The organism is Acinetobacter sp. Root1280, from assembly GCF_001425285.1.
GTDB classification, from domain to species: domain Bacteria; phylum Pseudomonadota; class Gammaproteobacteria; order Pseudomonadales; family Moraxellaceae; genus Acinetobacter; species Acinetobacter guillouiae.
Window position 1 is genome coordinate 23664 of record NZ_LMED01000001.1, and the last position, 17985, is coordinate 41648.

Below are 17985 nucleotides of genomic sequence, written 5' to 3' on the forward strand. Positions count from 1 at the left end.
AAATATAATGCAGAGTTTAATCGTTAAAAATGTCATGTGCCTTAGTGTGTTATTGATATTGACTGCATGCAATTCTACTGTTGTGTTGCATCCGCCTGAATATAAAGTGCCAGTCCTTCAAACGGATGATCATTATAAATATGCTGTTTTAAATTGGAAAAAAACCGCAAGCTTAGAAGTCAATGCCAACACTTGGTGGGAAATTTTTCAAGATCCTATTCTCAGTCAATTGATGCAACAATTGAATCAAGAAAATTTGAGTCTGAAACAAGCAGAAGCACGATATCAACAAGCCAATGCCTTACTTGAGCAGCAACGCGCTAACCGTTTGCCAAGTTTAAAGTTAAATGGTTCTGCACAACGTAGTGGAACAAAGGACAGTACGCCAAATAACCAATTTACAACGGGTGTTCAGGTCAGTTGGATTCCTGATTTATGGGGCAGAGTCGCCAAAGCGGTTGAAGGGCAACAGGCAAATTTAGATGCTTCTCATGCAGACTTAGCCACAGTTAAACTTAATCAACAATTATTAGGCACAGAAAGCTATTGGAATATCCGAGTACTGGATGCACAGTTGGATGTTTTACGACAAACCCAACACAGTTATCAGCGTTCCGTCAAAATTTTAAATAACCAATATATTGCAGGGATGATCGCGAGAGCGGATGTGATACAGGCTGAAACACAACTCAAGCAAGTGCAAATCCAGCAGATAGAAACCCAGCGAGAACGTGATTTACAAGAAAATATTTTAGCTGTGGTACAAGGTAAAACGGTTGCTCAATTCCAATTGGTCAAACAGAAACAGCACTTTCAAGTTCCAACATTACCAACTCAGCTACCGAGTCGGATGCTTATCCAGCGTCCTGATGTGATACGTGCTGAACGTGAATTGGCTGCAACACATGCCCAATTGGGTTTGGCTCAAACAGCATGGTTACCCGATCTCAGTATTGGCTTAACGGGTGAATTAAATAGTCGCGTGTTGAGTCAACTGTTTCAAGCACCACAGTATTTGTGGTCGACTGGATTACAAACAACGACATTGATATTTGACGGTGGAAAACGTAAGGCTGAGATTGCACAAGCACAAGCGAGTTATGCTGAAAAAGCAGCAGCGTATAGACAGGCTGTTTTAACGGGTTGGAAAGAGGTGGAAGACGCGCTTTTACAGTCATCCAGTTTTAAACAGCAACAATCTGAACAAGCTCAACTATTTAAACTTGCTTTAGAAAATGAACAAGTTGTAACTCGACGCTATAACGCTGGCTTAGTCAGTTATTTAGAAGTGGTCACAGCACAGAATTTAACCTTACAGGCTGAACAGGCAACTTTACAGGTCAAGCAGTTGCAGTTAAAAAATACAGCCCAACTGATTGCAGCCTTAGGTGGAAATATCAGTTGAAGACGATATGTAAAACTTAAGTGAGTTGGCTTAAATCTTTGAATAGTGTATTTAAATCTTATTGATTTAAAAGCTTACACACTTTTAAAAGTGTGTAAGCTAAGCTGTCTAAACTATTGTTGTTAAACATTTTATGTATTTAAAGATTGCCTATGATTCATCAAGTTTCATGTTGTTTTTTACCATTATTTAAAACAAATAGCACCATTTTAGATGTATAGCAGGATTTAAAGCCTGATATGCACTATGAAAGCGCAAGTTAATACTTGTGATTTGTCGGACAATTTTATTGTTAAAGTGTTATTTGTGTCACATTTATGTGTATAATCAGCGAAATTTATACCCTGATTTGATTTTGAAATGGTAAAGCTTGTAACTTTTTTCGTGTTTAGTAGTGTGATATTTCTAGGCTATTTTTCTTATGTCGATTCGCAACAAAAAAAACAACAAGAAATGCAAAATATTATCAAAGATGCGAATCTAACCATTCGGAAAATTGAGTCTAATCCTAATAATCACAATCATCTCAAAGTAAGTAATACGGTGATTTGATTTACGTACTGTATATCCTTAAAGCACTAAACTTCTGAGTTCACATGAATTGGATGACTAAAAGCATCAGATTGATAAAATTATTTAAACTGTATGTTATAATTTGTAATATGTAATCGATAACGACCGTTAAACCTTCTAGAAAATGAAAGCTGCTAATCTGCAGCTTTTTTAATTCAAGTTTTTTATCGGAAATGTCATTTTGGTATGTTTATTGAATGCTGAATTATGGCCTTAATTGACGGCATTTAGCATTTTTTTAAATGAACTCGATTTTATCAACGAATAGCTCAAACTTAACAGGGGCTCAACAATGACGAATCCAAATCCTTCAGCGGGTTTGCTTGAACGCTTATTTAAACTGAGCGAAAACAAAACAACGTTTAGAACCGAAATACTGGCAGGTTTAACGACATTTTTAACAATGTGCTACATCATCATTGTTAACCCATTGATTCTTTCAGAAACAGGTATGGATCATGGCGCCGTATTTGTGGCAACGTGTTTAGCCGCTGCGATTGGTTGTTTGGTCATGGGGGTTGTTGCAAACTATCCGATTGCACTTGCACCAGGTATGGGGCTGAATGCTTATTTTACCTATTCCGTTTGTTTAGGTATGGGCGTTGAATGGCAAACCGCTTTGGCTGCTGTATTTGTTTCCGGACTTGTCTTCATCGCAATTAGCATGTTTAAAATCCGTGAAGCCATTGTCAATGCGATTCCAATGTCATTGAAATTTGCAATCGGTGGTGGTATTGGATTATTCCTTGCACTGGTTGCATTGAAAAACTCAGGCATTATTGTTGCAAATCAAGCAACTTTGGTGGGTTTGGGTGATTTAAAACAACCTACAGTCTTACTAACTTTATTGGGTTTTTTCCTGATCGTGATTATGCACCACTATAAAATTCGTGGCGCAATTATTATCAGTATTTTAGCAATCACTGGTATTGCAACAGCTTTAGGTTTAAATGAATTTAAAGGGGTTGTTGGTTCGATTCCTTCTATTGCACCGACATTCATGCAAATGAATTTTGAAAACTTATTTACGGTAAGTTTAGTCGGCGTAATTTTCGTATTCTTCTTGGTTGATTTATTTGACTCAACCGGAACATTGGTCGGGGTTTCACATCGTGCTGGTTTATTGAAAGATGGTAAATTACCACGTTTGAAAAAAGCGCTATTTGCAGATTCAACTGCAATTGTTGCCGGTGCTGCTTTGGGTACATCATCAACAACGCCTTATATTGAGTCATCTGCGGGTGTTGCTGCAGGCGGTCGTACAGGCTTAACTGCAGTTGTTGTCGGTATTTTATTTTTAGCGTGTTTATTTTTAGCACCACTGGCACAATCTGTTCCTGGATTTGCGACTGCTCCAGCATTATTATTTGTTGGTGTGTTGATGATTCAAGGCATCATCAATATTGAATGGGATGATATTACCGAAGCAGTTCCAGCATTTTTAACCATTGTATTTATGCCATTTGCTTATTCTATTGCAGACGGTATCGCAATGGGCTTTATCAGCTATGCATTGGTTAAATTATTTACAGGTAAAGCGAAAACAGTTCCATATATGGTTTGGATCATTGCTGTGCTCTGGGTGATTAAATTCGTTGCATTTGGTGGTTAATAAATTTAAATAAGAAAAGGGTGTAAACTCAAGTTTGCACCCTTTTTTGTTTTAATCAGATTGAAATGAATCCAAGCGATTTGGATGATTGAAATTTAATTTAATAAGTTTGAGGAAAAACGTGAATAGATTAGAACTTATTCGTGCCTTACCCAAGGCAGAACTCCATGTACATATCGAAGGCACGTTTGAGCCTGAGCTGATGTTTGCGATAGCTCAGCGTAATCAAATTGATATCCCGTATAAATCTGTAGAAGAAGTCAAACAAGCATATAACTTTCATAATCTACAGTCTTTCCTTGATATTTATTATGCAGGTGCAAATGTACTGATCAATGAACAAGACTTTTATGATTTAGCTTGGGCATATTTTGAAAAATGTGCAGAAGATAAAGTTGTACATACTGAAATGTTCTTTGATCCACAAACACATACTGGCCGCGGGGTTGCCTTTGAAACGGTGATCAATGGTCTACAACGTGCATGCGATGATGCTCAAACAAAGTTGGGTATAAGCTCTCATTTGATCATGTGCTTCCTGCGTCACTTAAGTGAGGAAGCAGCATTTGAAACGTTAAAGCAAGCTTTGCCGTATAAAGATCAAATTATTGCTGTAGGTTTAGATTCAAGCGAAGTTGGTCATCCACCAGCTAAGTTTGAACGAGTTTTTGCTCAAGCACGCAAAGAAGGTTTTTTGGTGGTTGCGCATGCGGGAGAAGAAGGGCCTGCTGAATATGTTTGGGAAGCTTTAGATTTATTAAAAGTAAACCGTATTGACCACGGTGTACGTTCAGAAGAAGACCCAGCACTAATGCAACGTTTAATTGCAGAAAAGATGCCTTTGACTGTTTGCCCACTGAGCAATTTAAAATTGTGTGTGGTGGATGATATGGCACAACATAATATTCACCGTTTATTGCAAAAAGGTGTGCATGTGACTGTCAATTCAGATGACCCATCTTATTTTGGTGGCTATATGAATGATAATTTTATTTCGATTGCTGAAGCACTAGATCTTTCAAATACAGAGTTAAAGCAATTGGCAAAAAATTCATTTGAAGCGTCATTTATTTCAAATGAAGAGAAGCAAAAATGGAACAATCAAATTGATCAATTGGCTTAAATCAAGCTATATTCTTTAAGCATATAAAAGCAGTGTGTGAACACTGCTTTTTTTTCATGAGGGAAATAGAATGAAATTTTTAACAACATGTTTAACCTTATTCATTATTTTACCTGTGACTGTTGCATGTGCAGACTCAAGCACAGAAACGATTACGCAGAAAATGCTAAAGCCTTTAATCGAACAGCAGTGTGCCAGTGAGTTAAAAGCGTCAAAGATTTGGCAAGCATCCTCATTTTTATGGACAGCTGCACAACAGCAACATGCACAGCAAAAAATCTGTGGCTGTGTTAGTGAGAATGCTTTGAACGATGTACCAGCTAAACAGCTGGTGATGGCAACTTTTAATGAAGCTGCAAAAAATAAGCTGATTCAACAAGCAGTGATGAATAGTTTAAAAGGTTGTGCAAAAGAAGCATTAAAGTAAAGATCTAGAATTTAAAGCACCATAAATTTAAACCACAATAAAAATATAAAAAAAGCACACCGTTTTGATGTGCTTTTAATAAGATTTTTTAATCTGTATATGACTAACCTTGTCGTGTCATACTTTTCAATACATTGTCTTTATCAATAAAATGATGTTTGAGCGCAGCGAGAACATGTCCAACAAGAAGTAGGCCAGCAGCCCATGAAATATAAATATGTAAAGGTTTAACAATCGCTGTTAAATCGGGGTTATCTTGTACAAGTCTTGGAATCTCAAATAAGTACAATACAGGCACGGGATGACCAGCACTCCAGCTAAACAAACATCCTGTGATTGGCAATGCCAATAGCATGAAATATAAACCCAAATGACCTAAATGAGCCAAAGTTTTCATCAATGGTGACATGGTTTCAGGTAGTTCAGGGGCAGGGTGAGTGTAACGCCAAAAGATACGGATAATGACCAAAAAGATAATCACCGATGCAATATTCTTATGTAGAGTAATGACATCGCCTTTAAACGGTCCATCGACATCATAGCTTAAAAAATTGCCACTATAAAAACCAATGACCCAAGCGGTAATAAAGATGATTGCCATAATCCAATGCAACCATTGTGCTGTCCTTGTATAGTATTGTGATTTTTGTTGCATGACACAGATTCCAATTTAATTTAGTGCTTATAATATGGATTTTATTAAAAGAAATCAGTTCTAAAAACTCAACGTATTGTTTTAAATTTGCAACGCTTAAAGCAATAATTGTGAAATATTTATCCATTTAGCGTCTAATGAGGTGATTATTCAAATTTTAGTTTAATCCAAGTGTTAGTTTAGGCAAAATAGCCTAGCTTTATCTCATAAAAAGGAAAAAATTGTGAAAAAACGCGTTGTCTTTCTTGCTTCAATCGCTTTAGCTCTATCGGCTTGCGCGACCAATGACCCAACAGGTGCTGCAGCAGCGTCAACAACTCAGCAGTTAGGTGGTGTTGCGCTTAAAATCGCGATAAATGCGAAATGTACAACTGAACTGAATAATTTACCTGCTTGGAAGACTGCAACAAAAGTCATGACTGCAGACCAGAAAAACAATGTACAAAGTGAAATTTGTGGTTGTGTCAGTGAAAAGGCACCCCAAAGTGTTAGCACTGTAGATTTAGCAACAGCTGCTTTAGATCCTCAAGCGCGTGCTACGATTGTTTCAAATGTGGTGACAAAAACAATTAATGCATGTGTTGCAGAAGCGATGAGATAGTTGCATTAAAGCATCAAAGACATATGAATTTATTGATACAGTTTTTTGTATATTGATAAATTCATGGTCTTAGGACTGATGCTCTTTTCTTTAAATGGCGTCTTTCACGCTAAGCAAAATATTCTAAATTTTGATCAGTCGATTGAAGTTATGTAGAAAGAAAAGGGCTTTCGATCTGTCATCATCTCAAGATGATGATCTATGAACTCAGATAAAACCTGTTGAGCTTCTTTTAGGATAGGAAAGAAAATGTTAGTTGCTGGTGTAGATGAAGCAGGACGAGGTCCATTGGTTGGCTCTGTGGTTGCAGCTGCAGTTATTTTAGATCCAAACAACCCAATTCAAGGGTTAAATGATTCTAAAAAATTAACTGAAAAAAAACGTGAAAAGTTATTCATTGAGATTCAGGAAAAAGCGATTGCTTGGGCAATTGCTGAAGCAACACATCAAGAAATTGATGAGCTGAATATCTTGCAAGCTTCATTATTGGCGATGCGACGTGCTGTAGAGGCACTTAAAACGCGACCAGAACATGTGCTTGTAGATGGCAATAAAGTTCCTAAAGGCTTAAGTATGAGCTGTGATGCGGTCGTAGGCGGGGATGCTTTACATGCTGAGATCAGTGCGGCAAGTATTTTAGCCAAAGTAACGCGTGATCATGAAATGGTTGAGTTAGACAAGTTGTATCCGCAATTTGGTTTTGCTAAACATAAAGGTTATCCAACCAAAGCACACTTTGACGCCATCGCTGAACATGGGGTGATTGATCAACATCGCCGTAGCTATTCGCCAGTTAAAAAAGCACTGGGTCTTGAATAAAACGGATGATGTTTTTACTGATCAATAAAAATTTAAAGCGGCTTAAAAGCCGCTTTAGTTTCCAAAACCACTATAATCTTAACGATTATAGGTGTTTTGCGAATTATCATCTTCAAAAGAAGGTTGATAATCTTGATCAATATGTTGCAAATGCTCGTGCATAGCACGCTCATGTTGAATACGTTGATAAATTTCTTCGCGATGTACAGAAACTTCTTTTGGGGCATTTACACCAATACGAACTTGGTTGCCTTTAACACCAAGCACAGTAACACTGACTTGATCCCCAATCATCAAAGTTTCTCCGACACGGCGGGTCAGAATCAGCATGTTTATCTCCTTGCTTAAACGCTAAACCTGCGATGAATTTCTAAAAACTAGAAAACACAACTTTAAATAGCACCGATAATTTTAACAGAATAATGTGACAAATTTTTCATTTTCACATTGCTCTATTGAAATTTCTCTAAAACCTCAAAAACTAATATAACAGAGCCACTATAGAAAACACTATAGTGGCTCTGATTTTTTCTTGGTCAAAACAGCGAATAAGTTGCTATATTTGATCAAAAATTATGCACGCGCACTCGATTCGCCATGTTCACGGTCTAAACCGAAGGCTGTATGGAGTGAACGAACTGCAAGTTCTAAGTAATTTTCTTCAATAATCACAGAAATTTTGATTTCAGAAGTCGAGATCATCAAGATATTAATCCCTTCATCTGCAAGTGCAGTAAACATTTTACTTGCAACACCCGCATGAGAACGCATACCAACGCCAACAATCGACACTTTAACAATGTCATCACGCGTAGCAACTTCACGCGCACCAATCGCTGTAGCCGTTTCTTCTAGGATTGCTTTGGCTTTTTTAAGTTCACCACGATTCACGGTAAAAGTGAAGTCAGTTGTGCCATCTTCTTCAACGTTTTGGATGATCATATCCACTTCAACGTTTGCAGCACCAATAGGCGATAAGATTTTAGACGCAATACCTGGTTCATCAGGTACACCTAAAATTGTTAATTTAGCTTCGTCACGGTTAAATGCGATACCAGAAATAATTGGCTGTTCCATATTGTCTTCCGCTTCAGTAGTGATTAGTGTTCCGACATTGTTTTTGAAATCTTCGTCGAATGCGCCATCATTGTCATTATCAAAACTTGATAATACGCGTAAAGGCACTTGGTATTTTCCTGCAAATTCAACAGAACGAATTTGCAATACTTTAGAACCGAGAGATGCCATTTCAAGCATTTCTTCAAATGAAATACGATCAACTTTTTTCGCTTTAGGTGCAACACGAGGATCAGTGGTATAAACCCCATCCACATCTGTGTAAATCTGACATTCATCTGCTTTTAATGCTGCAGCAAGTGCAACACCAGAGGTATCAGAACCGCCACGGCCTAAAGTTGTTGTATTGCCATCAATGTCGAAACCTTGGAAGCCTGCAACAACAATGACACGACCTGCATCCAAATGATTTGTCATCACATCTGTATCAATAGATTCGATACGGGCTTTGGTAAACGCGCTGTCAGTTTTGATACCAACTTGGCGACCTGTGAGTGACTTAGCTTCAACACCAATTGAATTGAGCGCCATTGCTAACATTGAAATCGTTACCTGTTCACCCGTAGACACCATTTGGTCTAGTTCACGAGGATCAGGGGTTTCGGTAATGGCTTTCGCTAAAGCCAATAAGCGGTTTGTTTCACCACTCATTGCGGATACAACCACTACAACCTTGTGGCCGTGGTCATGCCAACGCTTTACACGACGAGCAACATTTAAAATGCGCTCGGGAGTACCCATAGAAGTACCGCCATATTTTTGAACGATTAATGCCATAGTTGTTCCATATAAGCCATGACCCTAATCGGCATTAGGGTCAGTTACACAAAAGGTGAAGTATTATTTTTGAGCAAGCCAAGCAGTTAAATCTGCCATCACTTGTTCAAACTTCTCGTTTAGTGGCGCGCCACCTTGTGCTAAGTCAGGTTTACCACCACCTTTACCACCAAGCTCAGTTGCTAAGTGTTTGATGATGTCACCCGCTTTTAGATTTGCAGTGAAATCTTTAGCTACAGATGCGATAAGACTAACTTTGTCACCTTCTACAGCCGCAAGCACAATCACTGCATTATCTAATTTTGATTTGACACTGTCATGAAGATGACGAACAGACTTCGCATCTTGTCCTTGAACTGTGGCAATAAGTGTTTGGCGACCCGCAATTTCCGTCACTTGACTGATTAAATCAGAGGCTTGGAAATTCGCCAATTTTTGATTCAATTGCTCAATTTGTTTTTGCAATTGATGTGCTGTTTCTAGCGTTGATTGAACTTTTTCAACAGTTTGATCTTTCTGTGCTTTTAATAAATCGTTGATATGCAAAATGTCTGCATCAAATTTTTGAACGATTTCAAGCGCTTTGGTACCCGTAACAGCTTCAATACGACGAACACCTGCTGCAACACCACTTTCAGAGGTGATTTTAAACAGACCAATATCGCCAGTACGTTTTACATGGATACCACCACAAAGTTCGATAGAGAAATTTTTCTCATCTTGGATTGAACCCATAGAAAGTACACGAACTTCATCACCATATTTTTCACCGAACAACATCATTGCGCCTTTTTCTTTTGCAGCATCAATGTCTAAAAGTTCAGTAGAAACGGCGGTGTTTGCAATTACTTCGCGGTTTACAATACGTTCAACCTGTTGAATTTGTTCAAATGTCACCGGTTGGTCATTGGCAAAGTCAAAACGTAAAATGTCAGAAGCGACCAAAGAACCTTTTTGTTGTACGTGCTCGCCCAATACTTGACGTAGAGCAGCATGTAAAAGGTGAGTTGCAGAGTGGTTGCGTGCAGTTGCTTCACGAAGATCTGCTTTTACAATTGCTTCAACATTTTGAGTCGCTTTTAGGCTTCCCATTGTCACGATACCTTGGTGAACAAACGCGCCACCAGATTTTTTAGTATCTTGGACTTCAAAAATACCAGTATCGTTTTTGAACAGACCTGTATCACCAATCTGACCACCACTTTCTGCATAGAACGGTGTTTGGTCCAATACGATTAGTGCTTCATCGCCTTCAACGACTTCATCAACTTGTACGCTATCTTTATAGATCGCAATTATTTGACCTTGACCTTGAGTTGCTTCATAGCCATCAAATTGAGTTTCGCTATCTACTTTCACAATGCTGTTATAGTCAACAGCAAACTTGCCTGCATCGCGTGCACGTTGACGTTGTGCTGCCATTTCAACTTCAAAACCAGCTTCGTCAATTTCCAGTTCGCGTTCACGTGCGATATCTGCGGTTAAATCAGCAGGGAAGCCATAAGTGTCGTAAAGTTTAAAGACGGTTTCGCCTGGAATGGTTTTACCTTTGAGGTTGGCTAATTCACCTTCAAGCAGTTTTAAACCTTGTTCAAGCGTTTTGGCAAACAATTCTTCTTCACGAATCAAAGCTGCTTCAATCACATTACGACGTTGTTCAAGCTCAGGATAAGCAGTGCCCATAGCATCGATTAATGGTTGCAACATCTTGTAGAAGAATGTACCCGTTGCGCCCATTTTATTACCATGACGTACTGCGCGACGAATAATACGACGCAATACATAACCACGACCTTCATTTGAAGGGTTAACGCCATCTGCGATCAGGAAGCAGCATGAGCGTGCATGGTCTGCGACCACTTTAAGTGAAGCAGGGTATTCAATAGGTTTATTGTTTGCTTGTGCGGTTGCAACCGCTTCAGATGTATCAACACCAATAATTTCAGCAGCAGACTTTAATAGGTCTTGGAACAGGTCAATTTCATAGTTTGAATTGACATGTTGTAAAACAGCAGAAATACGTTCCAAGCCCATGCCTGTATCTACAGATGGTGCAGGAAGATTATGCAGTACGCCATCAGCAGTACGGTTAAACTGCATGAAAACGTTGTTCCAGATTTCAATAAAACGGTCGCCATCTTCTTCTGGTGTACCCGGTAAGCCACCCCAAATATGATCGCCATGGTCAAAGAAAATTTCAGAACAAGGACCACATGGGCCAGTATCACCCATTGCCCAGAAGTTATCAGAAGCGTATTTTTCGCCTTTATTGTCACCAATACGGATAATACGATCTGCAGCTAAGCCAATTTCTTTGTTCCAAATGTCAAACGCTTCATCATCTGTATGATAAACAGTGGCATATAATTTATCTTTAGGTAGTGCTAACCATTCTTCACCAGTAAGGAAATCCCAAGCAAAACGAATCGCGTCACGCTTAAAATAATCACCAAAAGAGAAGTTACCTAACATTTCAAAGAATGTATGGTGACGTGCTGTATAACCGACATTATCTAAGTCGTTGTGCTTACCGCCTGCACGGACACATTTTTGCGACGTCGTTGCACGAACATAGTCACGTTTTTCTAATCCAAGGAAACAGTCTTTAAACTGGTTCATCCCTGCGTTGGTAAAAAGCAGAGTAGGGTCATTGGCAGGTACAAGTGAACTTGACGCGACACGTGTATGTCCTTGCGATTCAAAGTAGCGCAAAAATGCTTCACGTATTTCAGCAGTTGTCATAAAACGAGTACTCACAACCAAGTCACTCCTTAATTTTCGTATTGGCTAAAAGTGTGTTGCTGAGTCTGATTTTGGCGCTCAGTCACCACACGGGCTTATTTTTAAAAACGCCAAAGTATAACGGAAAATGTAGTGTCCACCAATGATTTTAAGGTGAATTATTGGTATTTCTATACATTTTCAACTTTCGTCTGGGGTAAATTTTGGTTGTATAAATTTAAAACATAGCCACATTGCCATTATCGGATTTAAGCTTGCTTAAAAAGGATCAATACTTAAAAAGTTATGATGCTGAAATTTATATACTTGACCATTAAATTTAAGCGTTTGTTGTTGCTTATATTGTTTTTTCACAGAAGTGCAGGTTTTATAGTTGGTTTTGGTCTGTTTTTTGGTTTCTTTTAAAATCATGTCCTGTAAGCCATGTGTCGTTTTATTTGATAAAATGAGAATACTTCTGACCTCTGAATTACTATTCTCTGGACAGTTTCCAATTCGTTCATCGCCGCTATCATTCATACTGATACCGCCAATTTCTTTGATGGGTTGTCTAGGATTAACTTTAAATAAAGTTAAATTACTGTGACTATAAGTGAAACCACCTTGATGCGACGATGAAGTTTCAATACCCACGACATCAATATCAGTTAATGTTGAAAAACGGGTCGTATGGAGTTTTGCTCCATCATAATGATCTGCATCTGAGTAAAAAGTTTCTGGTGCTTTATACTTTTGCAGAATTTTATGCTGAGAAGAGTCAATTAAGTATAAATTTAGATCATGTTCCATTTCATCATAAGATTTATAAGCAATCGGTTGGCTAATGGCAATCAACTGAATTTTTTGTTGATTGTCTAAATGGATACAGCTTTGATATGTTTTGGCTTCAGTATTGGCAAAACGTGGGTTGGTTAGTTTAAATTTTTGAATTAAAGAATCTTGTAATTGTTCTGAGCAAGTTTGATAAGGTGCTGCAAAACTATTTCCAGCAATAAAAAGCAGTGCAGTGTTGAATACAATTTGTAATCTTTTCATGATCTAACCTTTTTAATTGCAAAATTTAATCAAATTCCAAAGTCTAAAAAATTAAGATGTTCAAAACGATATTTTTTCCCATCAAATTTCATGATATGACGTTGCTTTTTGACAATACGGTGGGTACTACAGTTTTTTTCGTTAAGTGTTATACGCTCTGTTTTTTCCGTTAATTGAATATCTGCTAAACCATGACTGTTCTGTTTTAAGGGGTGAAGTAAAATTTGAGTCTCAGTTTGTGCATTATTTTCACATAGAGACGGTCTTTCGCCAGCTGAGTAATTCGTCATAAATTTATCTAAAACCAATTGCATTTGTTGATTGCTGATTTTGAATAACTTTATTTCACTTATTGTATAGTCAATTCTACCTAAATGCCCATAGGTTAAGGCCAATCCAATAACATGAGTATGGGGAGTTTTAGAGTAAGGATTGATATCAAATTTTAAATTTTCAAACTGATGGTTATCTGAAGAAATCTTCATGGGATAATGATAGTGATTTAGAATTTTTTCAGATGCGTTGTCAATCAAATAAAGATTTAAGTCGTAATCTGCATACCCAGACGGCATATGAAGTGGTTGACTAATTGCGATCAATTGCCGATTTTGATCCAGCTTTATACAGCGCTCAAATGTTGGATAGCGTGTATCTCTCTGTTCAGGGGAAATCAATTTAAGTTTATCAATCAATTGCAGAGTCTGTGTTTCGCTGCATCGTGAATAATTATTTTGAATATTCTCCTGTTGGGCATAACTGAAAGGAAGAAATATAAAAATACATATCGCAATACAGCAAAAATAAAATAGGCGCCGCATAAATGTCATTGTGAGCAAAGATGAATACATTTTTTTAACCAATGATGTTTTAAATTCTATTGTTTTCGAATTTTTTCTTGCTAAAGTCAGCTATATATTAACAGTAGTGATCATAAATCTTATACCATATAACTGATTATGGTAATTTGGCTGTAAAAGGACATCTGATGCAACGTGTGGCAATAAACGGATTCGGGCGAATTGGACGGAATGTATTACGCGCTTGGTTTGAAAATCCGAAAAACTTCCATTTTGAAATTGTTGCCATTAATGATATTGCAGATGTTGAAACGCTGGTTCATTTATTTAAATACGATACTACACATGGTCGCTTTGACGGTGCGGTGAATATCGTACAAGAACATGGACAGCTTTATATGTCGATTGACGCACGGCAAATTAAACAGAAAGTTCAAATTTTAAGACAAGCCAATCCTGAATTATTGCCTTGGGAAGCGCTTAACATTGATGTCGTTTTAGAATGTACAGGGTTGTTTCGTTCAAGAGCCGCTGCAACACAACATATAACAGCAGGTGCTAAACGCGTCATTATCGGTGCAGCACCTTTTGATACTGTTGATGCTGCCATTGTTTATGGGGTAAATCATCATGATGTTAAACCCAGTGATCAAATTATTTCAGGTGTGTCATGTACCACACAGGCTTTAGTCCCTTTGGTCAAAATTATTGATGATGCATTTGGAATTGATAGCGCATTAATGACTGAAATCCATGCGGTCACAGCAGATCAATCTGTACTGGATCATGCACATCGAGATTTACGCCGCGCACGTGCCTCAGGACAAAATATTATTCCAACAACATCTTCTGCTTTGGGTGCATTAAAACAAGTCATGCCCAAAATGGAAAACCGTATTGATGGTTTTTCAATCCGTGTACCCACAATTAATGTTGCCGCCATTGATTTAACATTTATTGCTAAAGCGCCTGTAACAGCTCATTTAATTAACCAAACCTTAATTCAAGCAGCAAAATATGATTATGCTGAAATTATGTCTGTCACAGATGAGCAATTGGTTTCAAGTGATTTTAATCATTCACCTTATTCACTGATTGTTGATCTGAATCAAACCATGGTCGTGGGGCAACAGGCGAAAGTGTTTGCTTGGTATGATAACGAATGGGGCTATGCAAATCGCTTGTTAGATTTGTGTGAATCATTTTATTAATCTAATATTTATCACTTAAAAATAACTTTAATGACTTGAGTTTAATCAAGACGAAGATTGACGTGTTTTGTTGGGGGAATGATGTTTTTTATATATTTGGTTATTGTGATTCTTTATCTGGCCATGATGTTTGTGATTTGGCAAATGGGAAAGTTAAAGAAAGAAAACCTTGAATGGCTTAAGCATGTGCAGAATCATGAGCAACAGATCCATGCACAAGAGCAACATCTCAAACAGACCTTACAAATTATGCAAGATTTGGCTAAAAAAATGCATGTACAGCAGGAAGTTTTAGACAATACCTCAACACGTTTGACTCAAGTTGAGTTTCAAAACGGTGAATTAATTAAAATATTACAGCAAAATTCAAAACCTTAATTGAGGTTTTGAATTGCATCAAGTCAAGAGTGACAGGCTATTGAGAACGTTTAAAGCATAAAGTATCTCAAAATCCCTGTTGCAATGATGCTGATCAGTACAGTGGGTAATAATGAAAAATAACAAGCTGCGAACAGTGTGATGATAATTGCAATCAAGTTGGCTGGTTGATCCGTAACAAAGTAGGGTGCAATCACTGATATCAAAACACAGCCGGGGATAACCTGTAAAATTCGCGTGGTTCTTTTGCTGAGGTGTTTATTTTTTAACAGTAAATAACCTAAGATTCGAGTTAAGTAGGTTGTTAATCCCACACAAACAATGGCGATGAATGTCGTCATATGAATCATTCTTCATCTCCAATCAGTAAAAAAGCAGCGATAATTCCTGAAATAGAACCAATCAATACATACCAGCCTTTAGGTAGATAATAATAGGCCAGTGCGGCCGCGATCAGACTTATCAGCCAAGGCAGTGCGGGTTTAAAGCCTTTCCACATTCCGCGTAAAAGCACCAGAAAAACTGCGGGGAATGCCATGTCAAAACCAAACTTTGTGACATCACCAAGGAAAGAACCAATGCCGACTCCCATCGTGGTAAAAACCACCCACATAACATATAACGCAAAACAAAGGCCGATATAAAAAAACACACTAAATCCTGCATAGGGATTGCGAGGGTTTTGTTTGTGTGAATCCGTAATGCTAAGGGCCCAACTCTCATCACACATAAAAAATAATAATGGAAGGGCTTTACGATTGGGCAAATGTCGAATATAGGGTGCTAAACTTGCACCCATTAAAATATGGCGGCTGTTGACCAGAAAAGTGATCAGAATTAAAAACAACAATTGAGGTGGCTGCGTCCAGACTTCAATAATGGCGAACTCAGAACCACCAGCAAAATTGAGTCCTGTTAACAATGGAACTTCTAAGGTAGAAAATCCTTTTTGTGCTGCTTGTGTTCCTAAAACCAGTGCAAAAGGGATAATACCCAGTAGCATTGGAATAGAGGTTTTAAGCCCACGTACAAACTCTCTAAATTCAATTGAATAGGTCAGTTCAGTCGTAGTGTTCTTAAAACTTAACATGAGTCGCTCAATGGTCGCTAAAACAAGGTGATTTTTATTTTATGCCAAATGATTCGCTATATTTCGCTAAACTTGCTGCCTTTAAAATAATTTTTGCAATATTATTGCTGGAATATGTTATTTTTTGGTTTTATCTACTAGAAATAATTTTATGAAATTGGATCAGATAGATCGGCGTATTTTGTGTGCATTACAACGTAATGGAAAACTACAAAATAATGAATTGGCAGATCAGATAGGTTTATCCGCTTCACCTTGTTTAAGACGAGTAAAGCAACTGGAGGATGAGGGGATCATTGACCAATATGTTGCATTGGTCAATCCACACAAAGTAGATCTTAGTTTGACAGTCTTTGCACGAATTTGGTTAAAGAGTCAGGATGAACAAGCGGTCAATCGATTTATCGAAAGCATTATGAATATTTCTGAAATTGTTGAATGTCAACTTATGGCAGGAGATTGTGATTTTTTCTTACGTATTGTGGTTTCTGATTTAGAGGCATATCGTAAATTTCAAATTAATCATTTAAATAAAATTCCAGGGATCCAGAATGTCAAAACTGAAATCCCTTTACAGAAGATTAAACAGACCACAGCCTTACCGCTGGATTAGTTTTTTTGATTCGCTTTCGAATAACTTTAAATATTTTATCGGCACTTGTTCAGTCAACCAAACCCCATTTTCATCACAATAAAATTGGAAACCATCTTGATGCATCTGTTTGGTGTCTAAGATGAAAATGATGACTTTGCCATGTCGTTGTCCCACTTTCTGGGCTGTGACTAAATCAGCAGATAAATGTACGTGATGACGTTCACCTGAAATTAAGCCTTTTTCTAAAATACTGTCGACAAAGCGAGTTGCTGTTCCATGAAAAAGTGTATCGGGTGGCGTAATAGCAACATACTCACGTTGAACCTGAGCACTAGAGTGACCTTGTACTGCGCGGATTTTGTTTTGATCAGGTGAAAGTTGGAAGCGTTTTTTATCACTGCTTTCAACGACCTCAATCAACTCTACGAGTTTAAGTGGTCTTCTGTGTTTGATCATTTGCTGTAAAAGGATGTGTACATCCGTCCAGCCTTCAGAATCGAGTTGGATTGCAATGGTTTCTGGTTGATGTCGAAGTACTAAACTTAGAAATTTACTATGTTCGCGTAATGTTTTTTCTGAAGATTTCATTTGTTATTCTTACATGATATGGATTTGGATATAAAATTAAGGCTGAGTTTCAATTGCTCTTACGACACTATCTACTGAATATTGTCCCCATTCAGAGAGTTGCTCGATAAATAGATTGATTACATGACTATCAAAATGAGCAACCAGCATATAGCAAGCGGAACCACAGACTTTATAGCAACTTTCAATTGACTCAAATTGAGCGATAAATGCTTCAAACTGTTCAAATTCATTAGTCTGCATCATCACACGTATAAATTGTGTTGATTGGTGCTGTAGCGTAATCGTATATTTCTGAATTGTGCCTTCATCTTGCATTCGAGCAATGCGACTTCCTACAGCTTGGCCTGTACGGTGTACTAATTTTCCGATCTCTTTATTGCTTAACCGAGAATCAGTTTTTAGTATTTTTAAAATTTTGAGGTCAATTGGGTCATTTGGCAACATAGTGAATTGAACAAATTTTCAGTTTGAAAGTTT

19 protein-coding genes are annotated in these 17985 nt (G+C 37.7%); 9 read left to right on the forward strand and 10 right to left on the reverse strand.

The features are described 5' to 3' along the window. The first annotated feature begins 7 nt into the window (after positions 1-7). The 4 genes from ASC84_RS00090 to ASC84_RS00110 all read left to right on the forward strand — a co-directional run bounded on the left by ASC84_RS00090 (position 8) and on the right by ASC84_RS00110 (position 5140). Positions 8-1405, forward strand: a complete 1398-nt coding sequence (locus ASC84_RS00090) for an efflux transporter outer membrane subunit (protein ID WP_056510501.1) — start codon at positions 8-10, stop codon at positions 1403-1405. Between the two features lie 865 nt (positions 1406-2270). Next, a complete protein-coding gene (locus tag ASC84_RS00100; protein ID WP_004721188.1) occupies positions 2271-3590 on the forward strand; it encodes an NCS2 family permease in 1320 nt (439 codons plus the stop codon). A gap of 121 nt (positions 3591-3711) precedes the next feature. Next, positions 3712-4713: an adenosine deaminase gene (locus ASC84_RS00105; RefSeq protein ID WP_056510504.1), complete on the forward strand. Its 1002-nt coding sequence runs from the start codon at positions 3712-3714 to the stop codon at positions 4711-4713. Positions 4714-4783: 70 nt separating this feature from the next. After that, positions 4784-5140, forward strand: coding sequence for a hypothetical protein (locus tag ASC84_RS00110; protein ID WP_004721183.1), 357 nt, complete (start codon positions 4784-4786; stop codon positions 5138-5140). Between the two features lie 103 nt (positions 5141-5243). On the opposite strand, the gene ASC84_RS00115 is transcribed toward ASC84_RS00110, so the two are convergent. Continuing rightward, positions 5244-5795 carry a cytochrome b gene (locus tag ASC84_RS00115; RefSeq protein WP_004721181.1) on the reverse strand — a complete coding sequence of 184 codons (552 nt, stop codon included), beginning with the start codon at positions 5793-5795 and terminating at the stop codon, positions 5244-5246. 223 nt (positions 5796-6018) lie between these two features. On the opposite strand from ASC84_RS00115, the gene ASC84_RS00120 reads away from it, so the two are divergent. Together ASC84_RS00120 and rnhB are read left to right on the forward strand one after the other, a co-directional pair. Next, complete coding sequence (locus ASC84_RS00120; protein WP_004820799.1) at positions 6019-6396, forward strand: hypothetical protein; 378 nt, start codon at positions 6019-6021, stop codon at positions 6394-6396. A 249-nt stretch (positions 6397-6645) separates the two neighbouring features. Continuing rightward, positions 6646-7215, forward strand: coding sequence for a ribonuclease HII (gene rnhB / locus ASC84_RS00125; RefSeq protein ID WP_056510505.1), 570 nt, complete (start codon positions 6646-6648; stop codon positions 7213-7215). A gap of 78 nt (positions 7216-7293) precedes the next feature. Here rnhB and csrA read toward each other — a convergent pair whose 3' ends face one another. The 5 genes from csrA to ASC84_RS23095 form a co-directional block, all read right to left on the reverse strand. After that, positions 7294-7545: a carbon storage regulator CsrA gene (gene csrA / locus ASC84_RS00130; protein WP_004721174.1), complete on the reverse strand. Its 252-nt coding sequence runs from the start codon at positions 7543-7545 to the stop codon at positions 7294-7296. A 243-nt stretch (positions 7546-7788) separates the two neighbouring features. After that, the gene (locus ASC84_RS00135; protein ID WP_004721171.1) at positions 7789-9069 is read right to left on the reverse strand and encodes an aspartate kinase; all 1281 of its coding nucleotides are present in this window, start codon (positions 9067-9069) and stop codon (positions 7789-7791) included. A 63-nt stretch (positions 9070-9132) separates the two neighbouring features. After that, the gene (alaS, locus tag ASC84_RS00140) at positions 9133-11826 is read right to left on the reverse strand and encodes an alanine--tRNA ligase (protein WP_171252517.1); all 2694 of its coding nucleotides are present in this window, start codon (positions 11824-11826) and stop codon (positions 9133-9135) included. A gap of 243 nt (positions 11827-12069) precedes the next feature. Beyond that, a complete protein-coding gene (locus ASC84_RS00145) occupies positions 12070-12846 on the reverse strand; it encodes a hypothetical protein (RefSeq protein ID WP_056510510.1) in 777 nt (258 codons plus the stop codon). 29 nt (positions 12847-12875) lie between these two features. Next, a complete protein-coding gene (locus tag ASC84_RS23095; RefSeq protein WP_227515067.1) occupies positions 12876-13331 on the reverse strand; it encodes a hypothetical protein in 456 nt (151 codons plus the stop codon). Between the two features lie 500 nt (positions 13332-13831). Between ASC84_RS23095 and ASC84_RS00155 the strand changes: the two genes are divergently transcribed. Next, the gene (locus tag ASC84_RS00155; protein ID WP_056510515.1) at positions 13832-14854 is read left to right on the forward strand and encodes a type I glyceraldehyde-3-phosphate dehydrogenase; all 1023 of its coding nucleotides are present in this window, start codon (positions 13832-13834) and stop codon (positions 14852-14854) included. A gap of 81 nt (positions 14855-14935) precedes the next feature. Next, positions 14936-15232, forward strand: a complete 297-nt coding sequence (locus ASC84_RS00160; protein WP_056510516.1) for a hypothetical protein — start codon at positions 14936-14938, stop codon at positions 15230-15232. Between the two features lie 50 nt (positions 15233-15282). On the opposite strand, the gene ASC84_RS00165 is transcribed toward ASC84_RS00160, so the two are convergent. After that, the gene (locus ASC84_RS00165) at positions 15283-15582 is read right to left on the reverse strand and encodes an AzlD family protein (protein WP_004721162.1); all 300 of its coding nucleotides are present in this window, start codon (positions 15580-15582) and stop codon (positions 15283-15285) included. Beyond that, positions 15579-16322 carry an AzlC family ABC transporter permease gene (locus ASC84_RS00170; RefSeq protein ID WP_056510517.1) on the reverse strand — a complete coding sequence of 248 codons (744 nt, stop codon included), beginning with the start codon at positions 16320-16322 and terminating at the stop codon, positions 15579-15581. Before ASC84_RS00170 ends, ASC84_RS00165 begins: the two co-directional genes overlap by 4 nt. A 151-nt stretch (positions 16323-16473) precedes the next feature. Between ASC84_RS00170 and ASC84_RS00175 the strand changes: the two genes are divergently transcribed. After that, on the forward strand, positions 16474-16935 hold the full coding sequence (locus ASC84_RS00175; RefSeq protein ID WP_016539073.1) for an Lrp/AsnC family transcriptional regulator: 462 nt from the start codon (positions 16474-16476) through the stop codon (positions 16933-16935). Here ASC84_RS00175 and ASC84_RS00180 read toward each other — a convergent pair. Both ASC84_RS00180 and ASC84_RS00185 read right to left on the reverse strand, forming a co-directional pair. Continuing rightward, positions 16921-17505, reverse strand: coding sequence for an RNA 2'-phosphotransferase (locus ASC84_RS00180; protein ID WP_056510518.1), 585 nt, complete (start codon positions 17503-17505; stop codon positions 16921-16923). The two genes, ASC84_RS00175 and ASC84_RS00180, sit on opposite strands and share 15 nt — an antisense overlap. Before the next feature lie 36 nt (positions 17506-17541). After that, on the reverse strand, positions 17542-17952 hold the full coding sequence (locus ASC84_RS00185; RefSeq protein ID WP_056510521.1) for an Lrp/AsnC family transcriptional regulator: 411 nt from the start codon (positions 17950-17952) through the stop codon (positions 17542-17544). Positions 17953-17985: the final 33 nt, after the last annotated feature.

Coding starts and splice junctions, on each gene's coding strand:
- ASC84_RS00090 (WP_056510501.1), top strand. CDS start 8: ATGCAGAGTTTAATCGTTAAAAATGTCATGTGCCTTAGTGTGTTATTG.
- ASC84_RS00100 (WP_004721188.1), top strand. CDS start 2,271: ATGACGAATCCAAATCCTTCAGCGGGTTTGCTTGAACGCTTATTTAAA.
- ASC84_RS00110 (WP_004721183.1), top strand. CDS start 4,784: ATGAAATTTTTAACAACATGTTTAACCTTATTCATTATTTTACCTGTG.
- ASC84_RS00115 (WP_004721181.1), bottom strand. CDS start 5,795: ATGCAACAAAAATCACAATACTATACAAGGACAGCACAATGGTTGCAT.
- rnhB (WP_056510505.1), top strand. CDS start 6,646: ATGTTAGTTGCTGGTGTAGATGAAGCAGGACGAGGTCCATTGGTTGGC.
- csrA (WP_004721174.1), bottom strand. CDS start 7,545: ATGCTGATTCTGACCCGCCGTGTCGGAGAAACTTTGATGATTGGGGAT.
- ASC84_RS00135 (WP_004721171.1), bottom strand. CDS start 9,069: ATGGCATTAATCGTTCAAAAATATGGCGGTACTTCTATGGGTACTCCC.
- ASC84_RS00145 (WP_056510510.1), bottom strand. CDS start 12,846: ATGAAAAGATTACAAATTGTATTCAACACTGCACTGCTTTTTATTGCT.
- ASC84_RS23095 (WP_227515067.1), bottom strand. CDS start 13,331: ATGAAGATTTCTTCAGATAACCATCAGTTTGAAAATTTAAAATTTGAT.
- ASC84_RS00155 (WP_056510515.1), top strand. CDS start 13,832: ATGCAACGTGTGGCAATAAACGGATTCGGGCGAATTGGACGGAATGTA.
- ASC84_RS00160 (WP_056510516.1), top strand. CDS start 14,936: ATGTTTTTTATATATTTGGTTATTGTGATTCTTTATCTGGCCATGATG.
- ASC84_RS00165 (WP_004721162.1), bottom strand. CDS start 15,582: ATGATTCATATGACGACATTCATCGCCATTGTTTGTGTGGGATTAACA.
- ASC84_RS00170 (WP_056510517.1), bottom strand. CDS start 16,322: ATGTTAAGTTTTAAGAACACTACGACTGAACTGACCTATTCAATTGAA.
- ASC84_RS00175 (WP_016539073.1), top strand. CDS start 16,474: ATGAAATTGGATCAGATAGATCGGCGTATTTTGTGTGCATTACAACGT.
- ASC84_RS00180 (WP_056510518.1), bottom strand. CDS start 17,505: ATGAAATCTTCAGAAAAAACATTACGCGAACATAGTAAATTTCTAAGT.
- ASC84_RS00185 (WP_056510521.1), bottom strand. CDS start 17,952: ATGTTGCCAAATGACCCAATTGACCTCAAAATTTTAAAAATACTAAAA.